Below are 16,355 nucleotides of genomic sequence, written 5' to 3' on the forward strand. Positions count from 1 at the left end.
TTAGCCCCTGAGGAGGTCGATGTTCTCCACGTCGACCGTCTCGCGGTTCCGGTAGATGCTGATGATCAGCGCCAGGCCGGCGGCCGCCTCCGCCGCCGCCACCACCAGCACGAAGAGGGCAAAGGCCTGCCCCACCATTCGATCCGGATGCAGGTAGCGCCAGAAGGAGACCAGACTGAGGTTCACCGCGTTGAGCATGAGCTCGATGGCCATCAGGATCGCGATGGCGTTGCGCCGCGCCAGGACCCCATACACGCCGATGCAGAACAGCGCCGCCGCCACCAGCAGATACCAGGTCAAAGGGATCATCGGGAAGCCCTCCACCGCGCGAAGATCAGGCCCGGCTCCGGGATCTCAACGCTTCTCCCGGGCGATGAAGATCGCCCCGATCAGCGCCGCCAGGATCATCACCGATGCCAGCTCAAAGGGCAGGGCGAACTGGTTCGGGTCCACCAGGGAGCGTCCCAGGGCCTCGATGGCGTCCGCCGGCACCCCGGGGGCGGCCGTCGGCCATGGGAACCCGGCCAGCACCGGGGCCAGCAGGACGAAAAAGAGCCCGGCGATCACCGCAGCGGCCAGGCTCTGGTTGTTCAACGGCGGGCCGGGGTTCCGGGCCATCCCCCGGGTGAGCATGACGGCGAAGATGATCAGGATGGAGATGGCCCCGATGTAGATCAAGACCTGCACCCCGGCCAGGAACTCCGCCTCCAGCAGGATGAAGAGGCCCGCCACCCCCACCAGCGAGAGGATTAAATAGAGCACGGCGTGGAACAGATGCCGGCTGAGGACGGTCATCAGCCCCGCCCCCAGGGTCAGGGCCGCGAACAGGATGAAAACTGCCTGGATCAACGTCATCGTCCACCACGCTCCCGGAAGGTCTCCTCGGGCGAAGGAAACAAGTCTAGTGAGGTTCCTGTACTTCCCTTGCCGTTCAATGCGCCGCCATAGCGGCCTCAACGGCTTCCGCCTCCGCCTCGGCTGCCAGCGCCGCCATCCGGGCCCGGCGCCCCAGATACCCCGGCAGGGCCAGCGCTCCGATCAGCATCGCCATGTTGAACAGGAAGAGCCCGGCCGCCCACATCCCGCCGCTCACCCCCGCCGCCCGCAGGCCTTTGTCCACCAGCGCCACCCCGATCAGATTCAGGATCATCAGGGGCGTCAGGAACTTCCAGTTCAGGTTCAGCATCTGATCGATCCGAATCCGGGGAAGCGTGGCCCGCAGCCAGAAGAAGAGGAAGATCCCTACGCTCATCTTGATGAGCATCCACAGATAGGGTGGGAGCCACGGCCCCCGCCAGCCACCCAAAAAGAGGACAGCGAAGAGGGCGGAGACCACCAGGGCGTGGACGAACTCACCCAGGAAGACCAAGGCGAACTTCATGCCGCTGTATTCGATGTGGAAGCCGGCCACGATCTCCGACTCGGCCTCCAGCAGATCGAACGGCGTGCGGCCTACTTCTGCCACGCCCGAGAGGAGGAAGGCCAGCGCCGCCACGGGGAGCACAAAGAGATACGGCACATCCTGGGCCTGCACGATCCCCACCGTGGACATGGTCCCCGCGATCATGACCACGACGACCACACTGAGCACCGCGGGGATCTCATAGCTGATCAGCTGGGCCACCGCCCGGAAGGCGCCCAGCAGCGCGTATTTGTTGTTGCTGCCCCAGCCGGCCATCAGCACCCCCACCAGGGCCCCCGACCCCACCGCCAGGACATAGAGGACCCCGATGGAGAGATCCGCCCCGATGGCCCCCGGGCCGAAGGGGATCACCACCAGCGGCGCCAGCGCACATGTGGCGATGATCAGGGGCGCCAGGTTGTAAACCCAGCGATCCGCCCCCGCCGGCATGGTGTCCTCTTTCGTCAGCAGCTTGATCCCATCGGCCACCGGCTGCAGGATCCCATACGGGCCCGCCACGTTCGGCCCCAGTCGGTCCTGGAAGCGGGCCACGATCTTACGCTCCACATAGGTGAGGATGGCAAACCCGATGAGACCGAAGTTGGCCAACAGGAAGGCCTTGATCAGGCCTACCACCAAAAACACGGCCTCCTCCGAGAGGCCCAGGCTCCGCAGGAACCCGTACAGCCACATCCCCAGATAGGGCAACAAGTTATAGATAAAATCGTAAATCTGCCCCATGCGAACCTCACACGGGAAGGTTCAAGCGTCCAGGGAGATCGCAACCCTCACACCCACTCCAGCGCGCCCTTTCGCCAAGCATAGAGCAAGCCGCCCAGCAGCAGGAGCAGGAAGAGGGCCATCTCGATCACGGCATACAGACCCAGCTGGTTGTAAGCCACGGCCCACGGGAAGAGGAACACCGCCTCCACATCGAAGAGCACGAAGATGAGGGCGAAGATGTAATACTGGGCACGGAACTGCACCCAGGTATCCCCGACCGTCTGCACGCCGCATTCATAGGCCTCAAGTTTGAGGGGGTTTGGCTTCTTGGGCCGCAACGCCCACCAGAGGAGCAGAGTGGCTCCCAGAAGGACCAGGGAGAGCAAGAGATACAACGCGACGACCGCATAGGCCGACAGCACGTCCCCTCCCCCTTGTTGCAGATATCACAAAAAACGCAAGCCTATTATAGCATCAGGAGAGGGCACTGACAAGGCCACGCACGCTTCCCCGGATATCCTAAGCCGGATCAAGGCCTGGACAACTGGGGCCGCCCACAACAGACGGATGATCCATCCATCAGGACGCCAGCGGCGATCTCTCCGTGACCGCCACGCTTATCCGGACAGCCTGCCTTAGCGGGAAGGCATCCCCCTGGCGAAGGAGAGAGAATAAGATAACCGAAGCTCTCACGCTTGTGGGAAGATCGATGGAGATCTGGATCCTAGATCCTTGGGGGACAGAGGAGCGGCGGGCCTGGGCGGAGGGGTGGACTCGGCACAGCCGGCACCAAATCCGCCGGCTCGCCCTCCCCGCGGATCCGCTCCCACCCGACCCCGTCCGCGGGCGGGAGCGAGCCTTGGCCCTCGCCCGCCGCATCCGCCGCGCCCTCACCGGATCCGCCACCCCGGATCCAACCCGCCTGCCCGCCGGCCGGCCCCACCTCCTCCTGGCCCTGGACGGCATGGATGTCGCCGTCTTCCGGGAAGCGACCGCCGATCTTCTGGAGGGGATCCCCGTCTGGATCTACTGGCACGACAGCGCCCTCGGGCGGCGGCGCTTATCGGATCCCAACCGCGCGGCCCTGGAGGCGTCGTCCGCCCGCGCCGCGGACCGCCTGCTCTTCAACGCCGAGGGGCACCGCCAGCGCTTCCTAACTGCTCTACAGGCCATCGACCCAGCTGCGGCCGCCATGGGGGCAGCCCGCTCGGCCACCCTCCCACCCGGCTTCTCCTTCCCTACCTCATCTCCCCGGCTAACGGCCCCCGAGGCCATGGGATGGTTCCTCTGGATCTTTCGAGGCGATCTGGAGGCCCTCGATCGCCTCCTGGACGCCATGGGGCTGGCGGCGGCGAAAGGGATCGACTTCCGCCTGATCGCGCTGAGTGAAGATCCGCCCCGAGCGGCCCGCGCCCTCGAGCGGCTCCCCCGCCCCCTGAAGGCCCGCCTGTTTGGGATCCTCCATCCGGAGGACCCTGAGGCCAGCCGCTGGGCCGCCCGAAGCCACGCCCTCCTGGAAACAGACCCGGAGACCCGCTCCCCCATCTGGACTATGACCTTCGCCGCCCGAGGGATCCCTCCCTGGGTTCCCGAGGGGTCCGTGCTGGCGGAGCTGTTGCCCGGATTGCCCACGTGGCGAAACGGAAGGGAACTGGCGGAGTGGATCGAGATGGAACGAGGGGGCGCCGCGTCGGCCTCCTCCCGCATCCCTACTCGAGGATTCACCTTTTGGCTGGAAGCCCTTCGGCCCTATGCGTGGCCTGCCCTCGCCGCCCGCTATGATGCGTCCATGGCCGGCGGAGAAGCGGAGGGCGCGCCTTGAGCGCCCGGCCTGCGTTCCGCCCACCACGCGCGGAGGGCGATCCACAACCGGGCCACCGGGCCCAGGGCGGCGCGGCGGGTGAACACATCGTAGCCGTTGCGCTCGATCGCCCCGAGGATCCCCTGATACAGCTCGGCGGCGGCGCGGATGGCCACCCGCCCCTCCGGGGAGAGCCAGCGCAGGCCGGGGAGAGCGGCGGCGTAGAGGCGCCGCGCCCGCGTGATCTGGAAGCGCATGAAGGCCCGCCATCGGGCATCCACCCGCCCCTCCGCAATCTGCTCCTCTGAGATCCCGAAGGCCCGCAGCTCCTCCCGGGGCAGATACAGCCGGCCCGCTCGCCAATCCTCCCCCACATCCCGCAGGATGTTCGTGAGCTGCAGGGCCACTCCCAGCCGGACGGCGTAAAGGAGGGCTGAGCGATCCGTGTAGCCGATGATGAACATGCTCATCAGCCCCACCGTCGAGGCCACCCCGTAACAGTAAGCCGCCAGCTCCGCAAAGGTCTCGTAGGGACGCAAGTCCAGATCCCGGGCAACCCCATCCAGAAACTGCTCCACATAGCCGCGGGGGATGCGGTAGCGTCTTCGGGCATCGGCCCAGGCTACCAGCACCGGCTCGTCCGCCGGAGGCTGAGGGGAGAGGGCAAGAGCCCGCCACCGCGCCAGGGCCACCGCAGGATCGGTCCGCGGTGCATCGACCAAATCATCTGTTACCCGACAGAAGGCATAAAGGGCCCGCACCGCCCGTCGCTTCTCCGCCGGCAACAGGGACGAGGCCAAGGCGAAAGACCGGCTGTAACGCCGGATGATCCCCTCGCAGACCGCATACGCCCGATCCACATCCCCCACCCTCGGAGAAGACTCCAGAGCCTCCGAGCGGGCCGCCTCATACGCCCACCCCACAAGAGGACGCTCCCACTCCGCCCAGGTCTCCTCCCGCATCGACCCCTCCCTCACCCCGAATGTCAAGGTCAAGGATAGCGCCTTGTCCATGTTTTGTCAATATTTTGCCCACAAATCCTTGACAAAATATGTGTGCCGTGGTAAGGTGGAGTGGGGTGCACCGGGGGAGCGGATCCCACTGGTTCCCGGGCGGGTCCCCCCGGTCAGCTGGGGGGACCCGTCTCCGGGGAAATCCATTGGTCAAGGAGCGTGCCGATGAGGACATTGGAGGTTGTAGTGATCGGAGCAGGGGTGGGGGGGATCGCCCTTGCTGCCCGGCTGGCGCGACAGGGGGCGCGCGTGACCGTGTTCGAGAAGAACGAAGGGCCGGGAGGCCGCTGCGACCGCTGGGTGTGGGAGGGCCATCGCTTCGACACCGGGCCCACGCTGCTGTTGATGCCCGAGATCTTCGCCGAAACTTACGCTGAGCTCGGCGAGCGGCTGGAAGACCATCTCGCGCTGCGGCGGGTGGATCCCACTTACCTCGTGCATTTCGAAGATGGGACCGTCCTGCAGATGACGGCGGATCTGCCGACGATGCGGGATCAGCTGGAGGCCCTGGAGCCGGGCAGCTTCACGGCCTTCCTGCGCTATCTCGCGGATGGGCACCGCTTCTACGAAGTCGCCCGGCGGGAGTTCATCGGGCGCAATTTTCGCCACTGGTGGGAATACTTCAGCCCTGCTCGCCTGCCCCTCCTCCTGCAGCTGCGGGCCCTCACGGCCCACTATCAGGATGTGGGGCGCTATTTCCGGGATCCGCGGCTGCGCGCCGCCTTCACCTTCCAGGACATGTATCTGGGCCTCAGCCCTTTTGAGGCCCCCGCCACCTACGCGCTGCTGGCAGCGTCGGAGATCACCCAGGGCGTCTGGTTCCCCAAGGGAGGGATGTATCGGGTCGTGGAGTCCCTGACGGCCATCGCCGAAGGCCACGGCGTTCGCTTCCACTACCGCACCCCGGTGGCCGCGATCGAAGTCGATGAGGACCGGGTGACAGGGGTTCGTCTGGAGGGCGGGGAGCGAGTGCGGGCGGACCTCGTGGTGGCCAACGCCGACCTTCCCTATGTGTATCGCCATTTGCTTCCTCCGGGGCCGGAGGCGGAGGCCATGGCCCGGCTTCGTTACACATGCTCGGCGATCACCTTCTACTGGGGCCTTCGGAAGTCGCTGCCCGACCTGTGGGCTCACAACGTGTTCCTGGCCGGAGACTATCGCAAGAGCTTCGAACAGATCTTCCGGGACCTCCGGCTGCCGGAGGAGCCCAGTTTCTACGTGCACGCCCCGGCCCGCCTCGACCCAGACGCCGCCCCGCCTGGCGAGGACACCGTGATGGTTTTGGTGCCCACCGGACATCTGCCTGCGGATGGTCGTCCGCCAGAGGACCTGCAGGCCATGGTGGAGCGGGCCCGAGCGGCGGTGGAGGCGCGTCTGGCTCGGGCCCTGGGGTGGCCGCTGGGGCCCTTGCGAAAGTTCGAACGGGTGTATACCCCGCACACGTGGCAGACGCGTTACCATCTGGAGCGCGGGGCCGCCTTCGGCCTAAGCCACACGTTCGCCCAGGTGGGCTACCTGCGCCCGGCGAATCGTCATCCGCGTTACCGCAACCTCTACTTCGTGGGCGCCAGCACGCATCCGGGGACCGGGTTACCGATCGTGTTGCTGTCGGCTCGGTTAACGGCCCAGCGCATCGTCGAGGAATGTGCGGCGTGGTTTGCAGCACGCCGCTATCCGGTGCCGAGGGCGTCAGCGACCGCGTAAGCCAGGGAGGTCAGGATGGAGGAGGCCGACCGGGCCCCCACCTACAACCTCCGCGCGGTGATACGCGAGACCGGGATCCGCCCGGACACGCTGCGGGCGTGGGAGCGCCGGTACGGGCTGCCGCGTCCCCACCGCACCCGTGGCGGGCATCGCCTTTACTCGCGTCGGGACATCGAGATCATCCGCTGGTTGATGGCCCGAGAGGCGGAGGGGATGCGGATCGGCCAGGCCGTTGCCCTCTGGCGCGCCCTGGAGGCCGAAGGCCAGGACCCCCTTCGGGTTCGCCCAGTTCGCTCAACGCGGGACCAGCTTGCCGCCCTGCGGGCGGCCTGGATCGAGGCCTGCTTGCGCTTCGACGAGAAGGAGGCCGATCGGATCATGGGCGAGGCCTTCGCCCTGTATCCGGTGGAGCAGGTGTGCCACGAGATCATCGAGGCAGGGCTCGGGGAGATCGGCGAGCGGTGGTATCGTGGGAAGGCCACCGCTCAACAGGAGCATTTCGCCTCCGCGCTGGCGATGCGCCGACTGAACGCCCTGATCGCGGCGGCTCCGCCTTCCGTGCGTCCCCAGCGGATCCTGATCGGCTGCCCACCGGAGGAGTCCCATGCCCTGCCCGCTCTGCTCCTCACCCTCCTCCTCCGACGCCGAGGATGGGAGGTGATCTACCTGGGCCCCAATCTGCCTCTGCTGCGTTTGGAGGAGGCCCTGATCGCCATCCGCCCTCACCTCGTGATCATGCTGGCCCAGATGCTTCCGACCGCCGCCACCCTGGCCGACGCCGCTGAGATCGTCGCCCAAAAGGGGATCCCACTGGGCTACGGTGGGCGGATCTTCCAGCGACCGGGGCTGGGGGACGCCATCCCAGGGGCTTTCCTCGGCACCACGTGGGAGGAGGCCGTAAGCCGAGCGGAGGCCCTCGTGGCCCTCGGGCGCCCCATCCCGCCGCTTGCGCCACTTCCCGAGGCCTTCCGCCGGGCCCTCCAGGCCTACCGTGCCGCCCGGCCCCAGCTGGAGCTGGAGATCTGGCAAGCATGCGGGACGATCCAAGCTTTGCTGGAGTCCCTGGATTTAGGACCGATGACCCCTCTGCGGATCATGGAGGCCGCCCTACGGCTCGGGCGGCCGGAAGCGGTGGCCGAGGAATGGCGATGGGCGGCCGGCTTGCTGCGCCATCACGGCGGGTCGGTCTCCCTCCTGGCCGAGCTCACCCGTGCCTATGCCGGAGCCCTGCGCCGCCTCCTGAGCGGGGAACCCGCGGTCATCCGGCTGGCGGAAGTTTTGGAGGCCTGCTTGACCTCTCTGGAGGGATCGGAATGCGGTTCCGACACGCCTTCATCGTGAGCGCGCCCTTCGAACGGGTGGCGGCCTTCCACCGCGATCCCATCGCCCTGGCCCGCCTGACGCCGCCTCCGCTGTCGATCCGCTGGATTCATCGCGAGCCGGTCGCCGAGGGAGCACGGGCCCGCTTCATCCTGCAGTGGGGCCCCGTCGCCATCCCATGGGAGGCGGTCCATCGGGAGGTCTCCGCAACAGGCTTCGTGGACGAGCAGGTGGCGGGACCGTTCCGAAGGTGGGTTCACCGTCATCGCTTTCGGGAGATCGCCCCGGGGGTGACCGAGATCGTCGATGAGATCGAGGCGGCGCTGCCGCGGCATCCCCTCCGGGCGCTGGTGGCCCTGGCGATCTGGTTGGGGCTTCCCCTCCTCTTCGCCTACCGCGCCCGGGCTACCCGGCGCGCCCTTCAGACCGCCTCTCAATGAGGAGAAGATCCCATGCGTGTCGTTGTGATCGGAGCGGGCATCGGCGGGCTGACGACGGCCGCCATCCTCGCCCACGACGGGCTAGAGGTGGAGGTGCTGGAGGCCCACACGGATCCGGGGGGGTGCGCAGCCACCTTCTCCTATCGAGGTTTTCGCTTCGACGCAGGGGCAACGCTGGCCGGCGGGTTCGCCCCGGGGATGCCCATGGCGATCCTGGGGGAACGGCTGGGGATCTCGTGGGGCATCCATCCGGAGGCCCTCGCCATGCAGGTTCACCTGCCCGATGGGACGACGATCTCCCGCTGGACGGATCGAGAGCGGTGGCGGATAGAACGGCGCGCGCACTTCGGCGCAGCGGGAGAGCCCTTTTGGGCGTGGCAGGAGCAGACCGCTCAAGCCCTTTGGGATCTCGCGCGAGAAGGGTTTCCCTGGCCCCCTCAGGACGCCGGTGAAGGATGGAGGCTCTTTCGGAGGGCAACCGCCTGGCTGCGGCGGCATCCGGGGATGTGGAGCTCCATCGTTCAGGATGCCTTCCGCCCGGTGGCGGCGCGGCTGCCTGAAGGGGAACGATTGCGCTTGTTCGTGGATGCCCAGTTGATGATCAGCGCCCAAGCCCCTGCAGCGCGGGCCAACGCTCTCTACGGAGCGGTCGCCCTGGATCTCCCACACACCGGTGTCGGGTCCATGCCTGGCGGCATCGGGGCGATCGCTGAGCGGCTGGTGGAGGCTGTGCGAAGGGCCGGGGGGCGGGTGCGCTTCGGCCAGGAGGTCCAACGGGTTCGGCGTTCCGGGCCGCGCGCCTTCCGCGTGGAGACAGGCGCCGGGGAAGGGATGGAGGCAGACGTCGTGATCTTCAACCTGCCGCCCAGCAACGCGGCCGCCCTGCTGGGTGAGGAGGCGCCGCCCATCCTGCGCAGGCTCCCGGAGGCCCCGCCCGACGGCTGGGGCGCCTTCATGGTCTACCTGGGGGTGCCGGAGGATCGGATCCCCCCGAACCTGCCGCTCCACCACCAGATCCTGACTGAAGAGGGGCTTGCGGAGGGAGGGATGATCTTCCTAACTCTCAGCCCATCGTGGGACCCCACTCGTGCTCCACCGGGGTTTCGATCCATTACCCTCAGCACCCACACGGCCCTGGCGCCCTGGTGGGAGGCGCTGGCCCGCAGCCCCCAAGCTTACGCAGCCCGGAAGGCCGAGCTGACCGCGCGCGTCCTCCGGGCAGCCCGCCGCCTCCTCCCCGATCTGCCCGCATCCGAGGCGGAGTGGCCGGAAGGATGGGTCCTCCGGACCGCCACGCCGGTCACCTTCCATCAGTTTACCCGCCGTGCCCGGGGATGGGTGGCCGGTTTCCCCCAGACTTCCCTGTGGCGATATATCGGCCCTCGCCTGGCCCCTGGGTTGTGGCTCGTGGGAGACGCCATCTTCCCCGGCCCCTCGATCCCCGCCGTGGCCCTGGGAGCCATGCGCGTGGCCCAGCAGGTGCAGCGCGAAGCGGCCCGGGCCCGGCGCTGGCTTCTCTGGGGCCGTCCGCTCCCTTCATCCTCTTCGCTTTCTGGAGGCTCGATCCGATGAACGCCCTGCGCATCCTGGAGGATTTCTACCGCGGGATCATGGCCAGCTATCCCCCGCAAGGGGAAGCCCTGCTCGCCCGGGTCCGGCCGGAGGCCTGGCGGCAGCTTGCCTTCCGCTACACACTATCGGTCGAGGCGATGACCCAGATAAGCCACATCATCGAAGAGCAGGCGATGCAGCATCCCCGACCGGTCTGCTTCCATGTCTCGTTCCAGACCCTGTCCCGCTTCCTGCCCCAGCGCGAGCGTTACCGAGCGCTGGCCCCCCGGGTGGAGCGGCTCTGGCTATATGGGGCCTTCGATGTGGCGGACCCCGAGGAGGCCCAAGTGGGCCCGAACGTGATCCTCATCGATACGGAAGGAACCCTTCTGTTGTCCTACTGGTTCGTCATCGCGTATGGGCCCGGGCTCTCGATGTGCCTGCTCGCCCGGGAGATCCCGGCGTTGGACGGCCAGGGCCGATTTTACGAGGGATTCTATACTTTTGAGCCCACAGTGGCCTATGAAGTTCTCTCCATGCTCCACCTGGCCTTTCCGAAACAGGTGCCTGTGCCGACACCGGTGGAGGAATTGTGATGGCCGAGGTGGCCCTCTGGTGGATCCGGCGGGATCTGCGTCTCCACGACGCCCCGGCCCTGCACGCTGCCCTGAGGGCCGCTGCCGCAGTGGTTCCCGTCTTCATCCTCGATCCCACCCTGACCCGAGCCCCGGGAGCGACCATCCGGCGGCGATTCCTGATCGGCGGATTGCGGGCGCTGGACGCGGCCCTGCACGCCCGCGGGGGCTGCCTGGTGGTTCGGGAGGGATCGCCCGCGGAGGTCTTAGAGGCCCTGATGGCCGAAACCGGCGCCTCGGCGATCTTCGCGGAGCGGGATCTCACCCCTTACGCCCGGCGTCGGGATGCGTTCGTGGCCCGTTCGCTTCCCCTGCGCCTGGTGGGCCATCCGACCATCCATCCTCCTGAGTCCTTGGTCCGCGCCGACGGGGGCGCCTATCGGGTGTTCGGGGCCTTCCGTCGCGTCTGGGAAGCACTCCCCCTTCCCGCGCCCCTGCCTCCGCCGGAGCGGTCCTTGGCCACACCCACCGGATTGTTCTCCCTCCTCCACGTCGAGGGATGGGAAACGAGGATGATCGCGCAAGAGGAGGAGTTCCCTCCGGGAGAGGCCGAGGCGCTGCGGCGGCTGCGGGCCTTCACGGAAGGGCCCGAGGCGCCGATCTACCGCTATGCCCGGGAGCGGGATCGATTGGACCGCGAGGGGACGGCCCGGCTCTCCCCTTACTTCCGGTTCGGGATGCTCTCGCCGCGCACCGCTGCGGCGGCCGCCATTGCGGCCATGGCGAACGCCCCCGATGCGGAGGGCCAGCGGAGCGCTCAGGCATGGCTGAGGGAGCTGATCTGGCGAGACTTCTTTTACGTGCTGTTCGCCCACGAGCCGGCGCTGCGCCGGCGGAGCCTGTTTCCCTTCGGCGAACGCATCCCATGGCGGTCGGATCCCGAGGGCTTTGCGGCCTGGGCCGAGGGGCGCACTGGCTATCCCCTGGTGGACGCCGGGATGCGTCAGCTGCAGGCGACCGGATGGATGCCCAATCGCGTGCGGATGGTGGCGGCCGCGTTCCTCGCCAAGCATCTGCTCATCGACTGGCGATGGGGAGAACGGTGGTTCATGACCCACCTTCTCGACGGCGACCCGGCCGTCAACGGGGGGAACTGGCAGTGGGCCGCGGGGGTGGGGGTGGACACCGCGCCTTACGTGCGCATCTTCCAGCCCGCGGCCCAATCCCGACGCAGCGACCCGCACGGCGCCTACATCCGGCGCTGGGTGCCGGAGCTGGCGGACGTCCCGGACGAATACGTGCACGCCCCATGGGAAATGCCTCCTGAGATCCAGCGGGCCGCAGGCTGTCGCGTTGGAGTCGATTATCCAGCGCCCTGGGTGCCGGAAAGGGCAGCGGCGCAGGCGCGGGTGATCTTCCGGGAGGCGCGACGACGATGAAACCAATGAAAGAGAAGACCGATGGCCACGCGCCGCCCATCCCCTCAGTGGAAAGCCGGCTGCGCGCCCTCGCCGTGCGACTGCGCGGCGGCACGTGGCTGGATGCTTTAGAGGCGCTGCGCGCAGGGGCCGGGGACGTGTTCCGCTTGGAGATGCCGGGCTTCCGAGCCGTGGTGGCCGCCGGCCCCGCCTCCATCCGCGCGGCCCTGGTGGAAGCGGTCTCCTCCCTGCGCTCCCGGGTGGATCCGGACCCGGTGGTGCGCCTGTTCCGGACCGGGATATTGGTGATGGACGGTGCGGAGCACGCCGCTCTACGTCGGATCGCCGCGCCCTTCTTCCGGCCGGCGGCGCTGGAGCGCTTCGCCCCCACGATCGTCCGCGCCGCCGACCGACAGATCGAAGCCTGGGCGGACGGAGCGCATGTGGAGATCATCGAGGCGATGCGGACGCTGGCCCTGGAGGTCCTCCTTGAAGCCCTGTTTGGAATCCCCGGGCCGACGGAGGCGCCGCGGCTGCTCCCGCTGCTGCGGGCCGCCCAGGCGTATATCTCCCCGGGCCCCTGGCTCCTCCATCCCGCCCTCTCCCGACCCGGCCTGAAAGGGCCCCTTCAGGAGCTGGAACAGGTGCTCCGGGATCATATCCGTGAGCGCCGAGCATGCCCGATGGGGGGAACCCTCCTGGACGCCTGGATCGAGGCCTTCGGGGGCGATGAAGAGCGAGTGCGGGATCAAATGCTCACCATGCTGATCGCCGGTCACGACACGGTGGCCGCCTGGCTGGCGTGGACAATGATCCTCCTGGCCGCCCATCCGGAGGTTCAGGAGCGAGCCCGAGCAGCCGTGGACGCGCGGCTGGGCTGGGGAACGCCAAGCCCGGAGGCCCTGCGCGGCCTGGAGGAGCTGGAGGGGATCGGCTGGGAAGCCCTGCGCCTGTATCCGCCGATCCCCGTTCTCAACCGGCGGGCGACGGCCTCCTGCACGCTGGAGGGATGGACGATCCCCGCCGGAGTTCGAGTGATGGTCTCGCTCTACACGCTCCATCGCCACCCGGGCCTGTGGGCGGAACCTCACGCCTTCCGCCCCGAGCGGTTCCGAGGGGAAGGGATGGGGCTGCGGTTTCTGCCTTTCGGGGCGGGGCCGCATACCTGCATCGGCGCACCGCTGGCGCGGCTGGAGTGGAAACTGGCCGTGGCGCGGATGCTCCAGCGGGCGGCCTTTGAGCCGGCGTTCTCCACCCCGCGGCCGCGGATGGGGGCCACGCTGGAGCCCGCGCCCGGCCTCCTCGTGCGGATCCGACGGAGGTGGTAAGTGAGCGGGCGTTCCCTCCGCGATCTCCCGATCCCTGAGCTGGCGGCGGTCCTCCTCTCATGGTGGGCCTTCGCCCGGGCGAGCCGCCTGCCGCGACTGGCCCTTCCGCCTCCACAGGAACTTCTGCCCGCCCTCTCCATCATCGTGCCGGCGCGCAACGAGGCCCGGAACCTGCGCCGACTGCTGCCCTCCCTGTGCGGCCTGCGCTACCCGGGCCCCTTGGAGATCCTGGTGGTGGACGATGAGTCAGAGGACGAGACGGCAGAAGTGGCCGTGGCCTTTGAGGCGACCGTGCTCCGCGCAGGCCCACGCCCGCCGGGCTGGCTGGGGAAGCCCTTCGCCGCCCACCGGGGCGCGGAGGCTGCATCCGGGGAATGGTTGCTTTTCACCGATGCCGACACCTGGCACGCTCCCGACAGCGCCGCGAGGGCCGTGGCCTGGGCGCTTCAGCATCAGGTGGATGCCCTGACCCTCTTCCCCGATCTGGAGACCGAACGCATCTGGGAGGCAGCCGCCCTCGCCGTGGCCTTCGCCGGGCTCTTCGCCGGCCTGCGCCGCTTCGACGGGCTGATCAACGGCCAGTATCTCCTGATCCCCCGCGCCGTCTACTTCGCCAGCGGAGGGTTCGCCGCGGTGCGGGACCGGATGCTGGAGGATCTGGCTTTCGGGCAACGGCTGCGAGCCCTCGGCTATCGCATCGCCCTGGTGGACGGACGCGATGTCGTGCGGGTGCGAACGGATGGAGATCTTCGGGCATGGATCCACCGGATGGGGCGCTGGGCCGCGGGGGTGATGGAAGCACAGGCCATGCGCCCGTGGGTCCCGGTGTTGCTGACCGCAGGGATGGCCTTCCCGCTGGGCGAGGTGAGGCGAGGGCGTCTGGGAGCACGCCTCCTCCGCTGGGCATTGGCCGGGCTGGGGGCCTATCCCTGGGCGCAACGATGGGGATGGCCGGCCGCGGCCGGGCTGGCCCCGTTGGGAGCAGCCCTCCTCGCGGGGAGCGCCCTCTGGGGGCTGGCTCGCCGCTGGAGCGGGCATGGGATCCCGTGGAAAGGCCGAAGGGTTCGTTGAAGTTCGAGGAATCGCGGAGACCACGATGACCTACCTGGGATTTCTCGCTCTGTTTTTAGGGATCCCGATTCTCGTCCTGGGAGCCCTTGCGCGCCGGCGTCCGACAGAGCGGCGAGCATGGACGGCTATGGCGGCCCTTAGCCTCATCGCCCTCCTCTACACCACACCATGGGACAATCACCTGGTGGCCATGGGGGTTTGGGGCTACGACCCGCAGCGGGTCCTGGGGATCACCCTGGGCTGGGTGCCGCTGGAGGAATATCTGTTCTTCGTGCTCCAGCCGCTCCTGGTAGGCCTGTGGGCGATGGCAGAAGGCCCCAAGCCGCCCCCGCCGGAAACGACAGGCGGGAAGGGCCGATGGGGTCTCCTCATCGCCCTGGCTGCCCTGGAGATCGGGGCCCTTGGAGTCTGGATCAGCGGCCTGCAGGAAGGGGCCTACCTCAGCCGGATCCTGGCGTGGGGGCTGCCGCCGCTGGCCCTCCAGGTGGCGGTGGGCGGGGACCGACTGTGGGCGGCGCGAGAGGTGCTAGCCCGCCGCTGGGCCGGACCCACCTTGTGGCTGTGGCTGGCCGATGGGATCGCGATCCGGGCCGGCATCTGGTTCATCCGGCCTGAATTCACCGTCGGCCTGGGACTCGCTGGGCTCCCCCTGGAGGAAATGGTCTTCTTCGCCCTGACCAACCTCCTGGTGGCCAACGGCTGGACGCTGGCACTCGATCCTGTGGTGGAGCGGCGGATCCGCCAGGCGGAGTTCCGCCCTCTGCGCATTCCCTCGGATTAGAAGGGGCCGAAGAGATGGAGCTCGGGCTTCGGATCGGACTGTGGACCCTGATCGCCGGGGGGATGGGCGCCCTTCCCCTGGCGTGGGCCATCGGACGGTGGGGGATGGGCGTGGAGATCCGATCCTTCGGCGACGGGAACCCAGGGGCGATGAACGTGCTGCGGGCCGGAGGATGGAGGTGGTTTCTGCCCGCGCTGCTGCTGGAGTTCCTCAAAGGCGCGGCGCCCATCGCGCTGGCCCGGTGGATCGGGGGCCTCTCCGGATGGGCCCTGGTCCCCCCTGCCCTGGCCGCGCCCCTGGGCCACGCCTTCACCCCCTGGTTGCGGTTCCGGGGCGGAAAGGCGCTGGCCGTCACCTTCGGCGTCTGGTGCGGCCTCACCGAATGGCGGGTCCCTATGCTGTTGGGAGGCCTGTTCGCTGTGACACTGCGGCTCTTCCGCGCAGAAGGGCAAGCGGTGCGCGCAGGGATGCTCGCCCTGAACCTCCTGCTCGGAGGCGCTGCCCTTGCCGGATTCGCTGACATCAGCCTCTGGGCGGTCGCTCTCGGCCACACGCTGCTCCTGTTCTGGACCCATCGGAGGTCATCATGAGGAGGGAGATCATGGAGATCGTGATCTTCGGAGCCACAGGCGGCATCGGGCGCGCGCTGGCGCAGGCCCTGCAGGGTCGGGGCCGGCTCTGGCTCACCGGGCGCAACGAGGCCGCTCTCTTCGAGCTGGCCGAGACCCTGGGGGCCGAGGCGGAGGCGATGGATCTCTCCGACGAGACCGCCGTTCAGGCTTTCCTGGCGGAGATCGGCCCGGTGGATCGGCTGTTTTACGCCGCCGGGGCCGTCTTCCCCGCCCCCCTCGCGCGGACCGATCGCGAGGCGTGGGAGCGGACGTTCACGGCCAACCTGTGGGGCGCCTTCCTCGCCATGAAACACGCCCGATGGGGAGCGGGCGCGCGGGGAGTGTTCCTCGGCGCTTACCCCCAGCGGATCGCCCTTCCGGGCCTGGGGGCCTATGCGGCCTCGAAGTGGGCCCTGGAGGGCTTGCTCACGGTCGCGCGTCGGGAGCTGCGTGGGGTGCGTCTGATGCTGGTCCGCCTGCCAGCGGTGGCCACCGGCATCTGGGCGCCTTTCGGCGGTCCCCCGAAGGGCGCCATGGACCCTGAGGAGGCCGCCCGGCGCATTCTGGAGGCCGTGGAGGCGGAGGCGCCTCCAGATATCCTGGAGCTTTGAGAGGAG

Annotated in this window: 17 protein-coding genes; 12 read left to right on the plus strand and 5 right to left on the minus strand. The window is 68.5% G+C overall.

Features of this window, described 5'->3' with window-relative positions:
• From nuoK to CFB18_RS01975, 4 genes are all read right to left on the minus strand, one after another.
• Positions 1–309 carry an NADH-quinone oxidoreductase subunit NuoK gene (gene nuoK, locus CFB18_RS01960; RefSeq protein ID WP_088570119.1) on the minus strand — a complete coding sequence of 103 codons (309 nt, stop codon included), beginning with the start codon at positions 307–309 and terminating at the stop codon, positions 1–3.
• Between the two features lie 45 nt (positions 310–354).
• On the minus strand, positions 355–855 hold the full coding sequence (locus CFB18_RS01965) for an NADH-quinone oxidoreductase subunit J family protein (protein WP_088570120.1): 501 nt from the start codon (positions 853–855) through the stop codon (positions 355–357).
• Between the two features lie 76 nt (positions 856–931).
• The gene (gene nuoH / locus CFB18_RS01970; protein ID WP_200808031.1) at positions 932–2,143 is read right to left on the minus strand and encodes an NADH-quinone oxidoreductase subunit NuoH; all 1,212 of its coding nucleotides are present in this window, start codon (positions 2,141–2,143) and stop codon (positions 932–934) included.
• A gap of 47 nt (positions 2,144–2,190) precedes the next feature.
• Positions 2,191–2,520 (minus strand): NADH-quinone oxidoreductase subunit A, encoded by a 330-nt coding sequence (locus tag CFB18_RS01975; protein ID WP_407083998.1) that lies wholly within the window; start codon positions 2,518–2,520, stop codon positions 2,191–2,193.
• 314 nt (positions 2,521–2,834) lie between these two features.
• Here CFB18_RS01975 and CFB18_RS01980 point away from each other — a divergent pair, with 314 nt between their 5' ends.
• Positions 2,835–3,947 (plus strand): tRNA-queuosine alpha-mannosyltransferase domain-containing protein, encoded by a 1,113-nt coding sequence (locus CFB18_RS01980; protein WP_088570122.1) that lies wholly within the window; start codon positions 2,835–2,837, stop codon positions 3,945–3,947.
• On the opposite strand, the gene CFB18_RS01985 is transcribed toward CFB18_RS01980, so the two are convergent.
• Complete coding sequence (locus tag CFB18_RS01985; protein ID WP_159461525.1) at positions 3,902–4,888, minus strand: phytoene/squalene synthase family protein; 987 nt, start codon at positions 4,886–4,888, stop codon at positions 3,902–3,904. The two genes, CFB18_RS01980 and CFB18_RS01985, sit on opposite strands and share 46 nt — an antisense overlap.
• Before the next feature lie 216 nt (positions 4,889–5,104).
• On the opposite strand from CFB18_RS01985, the gene CFB18_RS01990 reads away from it, so the two are divergent.
• From CFB18_RS01990 to CFB18_RS02040, 11 genes are read left to right on the plus strand one after another with little or no spacing between them, the layout of a single operon-like run.
• Entirely contained in the window at positions 5,105–6,643 is a 1,539-nt protein-coding gene (locus CFB18_RS01990; RefSeq protein WP_088570124.1) for a phytoene desaturase family protein, read from the plus strand.
• 15 nt (positions 6,644–6,658) lie between these two features.
• Positions 6,659–7,984: a MerR family transcriptional regulator gene (locus tag CFB18_RS01995; RefSeq protein ID WP_088570125.1), complete on the plus strand. Its 1,326-nt coding sequence runs from the start codon at positions 6,659–6,661 to the stop codon at positions 7,982–7,984.
• Positions 7,957–8,403, plus strand: coding sequence for an SRPBCC family protein (locus tag CFB18_RS02000; protein ID WP_088570126.1), 447 nt, complete (start codon positions 7,957–7,959; stop codon positions 8,401–8,403). The genes CFB18_RS01995 and CFB18_RS02000 overlap by 28 nt, the downstream gene beginning before the upstream one ends.
• Positions 8,404–8,415: 12 nt before the next feature.
• Positions 8,416–9,975 (plus strand): phytoene desaturase family protein, encoded by a 1,560-nt coding sequence (locus CFB18_RS02005; RefSeq protein WP_088570127.1) that lies wholly within the window; start codon positions 8,416–8,418, stop codon positions 9,973–9,975.
• The gene (locus tag CFB18_RS02010) at positions 9,972–10,550 is read left to right on the plus strand and encodes a DICT sensory domain-containing protein (protein WP_088570128.1); all 579 of its coding nucleotides are present in this window, start codon (positions 9,972–9,974) and stop codon (positions 10,548–10,550) included. Before CFB18_RS02005 ends, CFB18_RS02010 begins: the two co-directional genes overlap by 4 nt.
• Positions 10,550–11,968, plus strand: a complete 1,419-nt coding sequence (locus CFB18_RS02015; RefSeq protein WP_088570129.1) for a cryptochrome/photolyase family protein — start codon at positions 10,550–10,552, stop codon at positions 11,966–11,968. The genes CFB18_RS02010 and CFB18_RS02015 overlap by 1 nt, the downstream gene beginning before the upstream one ends.
• Complete coding sequence (locus tag CFB18_RS02020; RefSeq protein WP_088570130.1) at positions 11,965–13,275, plus strand: cytochrome P450; 1,311 nt, start codon at positions 11,965–11,967, stop codon at positions 13,273–13,275. Before CFB18_RS02015 ends, CFB18_RS02020 begins: the two co-directional genes overlap by 4 nt.
• Positions 13,276–14,346 (plus strand): glycosyltransferase family 2 protein, encoded by a 1,071-nt coding sequence (locus CFB18_RS02025; RefSeq protein ID WP_088570131.1) that lies wholly within the window; start codon positions 13,276–13,278, stop codon positions 14,344–14,346.
• Positions 14,347–14,371: 25 nt separating this feature from the next.
• Positions 14,372–15,127 carry a lycopene cyclase domain-containing protein gene (locus CFB18_RS02030; protein ID WP_088570132.1) on the plus strand — a complete coding sequence of 252 codons (756 nt, stop codon included), beginning with the start codon at positions 14,372–14,374 and terminating at the stop codon, positions 15,125–15,127.
• Positions 15,128–15,141: 14 nt separating this feature from the next.
• A complete protein-coding gene (locus CFB18_RS02035; RefSeq protein ID WP_088570133.1) occupies positions 15,142–15,717 on the plus strand; it encodes a glycerol-3-phosphate acyltransferase in 576 nt (191 codons plus the stop codon).
• A gap of 11 nt (positions 15,718–15,728) precedes the next feature.
• A complete protein-coding gene (locus tag CFB18_RS02040) occupies positions 15,729–16,349 on the plus strand; it encodes an SDR family NAD(P)-dependent oxidoreductase (RefSeq protein ID WP_088570134.1) in 621 nt (206 codons plus the stop codon).
• Positions 16,350–16,355 lie beyond the last annotated feature (6 nt).

It is taken from the genome of Thermoflexus hugenholtzii JAD2 (assembly GCF_900187885.1).
GTDB classification, from domain to species: Bacteria; Chloroflexota; Anaerolineae; order Thermoflexales; family Thermoflexaceae; genus Thermoflexus; species Thermoflexus hugenholtzii.

What these genes read in the sequence shown, in the direction of transcription:
- CFB18_RS02005 (WP_088570127.1), top strand. Translation starts at nt 8,416, where the DNA reads ATGCGTGTCGTTGTGATCGGAGCGGGCATCGGCGGGCTGACGACGGCC.
- nuoK (WP_088570119.1), bottom strand. Translation starts at nt 309, where the DNA reads ATGATCCCTTTGACCTGGTATCTGCTGGTGGCGGCGGCGCTGTTCTGC.
- CFB18_RS02020 (WP_088570130.1), top strand. Translation starts at nt 11,965, where the DNA reads ATGAAACCAATGAAAGAGAAGACCGATGGCCACGCGCCGCCCATCCCC.
- CFB18_RS02015 (WP_088570129.1), top strand. Translation starts at nt 10,550, where the DNA reads ATGGCCGAGGTGGCCCTCTGGTGGATCCGGCGGGATCTGCGTCTCCAC.
- CFB18_RS02040 (WP_088570134.1), top strand. Translation starts at nt 15,729, where the DNA reads ATGGAGATCGTGATCTTCGGAGCCACAGGCGGCATCGGGCGCGCGCTG.
- CFB18_RS02010 (WP_088570128.1), top strand. Translation starts at nt 9,972, where the DNA reads ATGAACGCCCTGCGCATCCTGGAGGATTTCTACCGCGGGATCATGGCC.
- CFB18_RS02035 (WP_088570133.1), top strand. Translation starts at nt 15,142, where the DNA reads ATGGAGCTCGGGCTTCGGATCGGACTGTGGACCCTGATCGCCGGGGGG.
- CFB18_RS02030 (WP_088570132.1), top strand. Translation starts at nt 14,372, where the DNA reads ATGACCTACCTGGGATTTCTCGCTCTGTTTTTAGGGATCCCGATTCTC.
- CFB18_RS01980 (WP_088570122.1), top strand. Translation starts at nt 2,835, where the DNA reads ATGGAGATCTGGATCCTAGATCCTTGGGGGACAGAGGAGCGGCGGGCC.
- CFB18_RS01995 (WP_088570125.1), top strand. Translation starts at nt 6,659, where the DNA reads ATGGAGGAGGCCGACCGGGCCCCCACCTACAACCTCCGCGCGGTGATA.
- CFB18_RS01985 (WP_159461525.1), bottom strand. Translation starts at nt 4,888, where the DNA reads ATGCGGGAGGAGACCTGGGCGGAGTGGGAGCGTCCTCTTGTGGGGTGG.
- CFB18_RS01965 (WP_088570120.1), bottom strand. Translation starts at nt 855, where the DNA reads ATGACGTTGATCCAGGCAGTTTTCATCCTGTTCGCGGCCCTGACCCTG.
- CFB18_RS02000 (WP_088570126.1), top strand. Translation starts at nt 7,957, where the DNA reads ATGCGGTTCCGACACGCCTTCATCGTGAGCGCGCCCTTCGAACGGGTG.
- CFB18_RS01990 (WP_088570124.1), top strand. Translation starts at nt 5,105, where the DNA reads ATGAGGACATTGGAGGTTGTAGTGATCGGAGCAGGGGTGGGGGGGATC.
- nuoH (WP_200808031.1), bottom strand. Translation starts at nt 2,143, where the DNA reads ATGGGGCAGATTTACGATTTTATCTATAACTTGTTGCCCTATCTGGGG.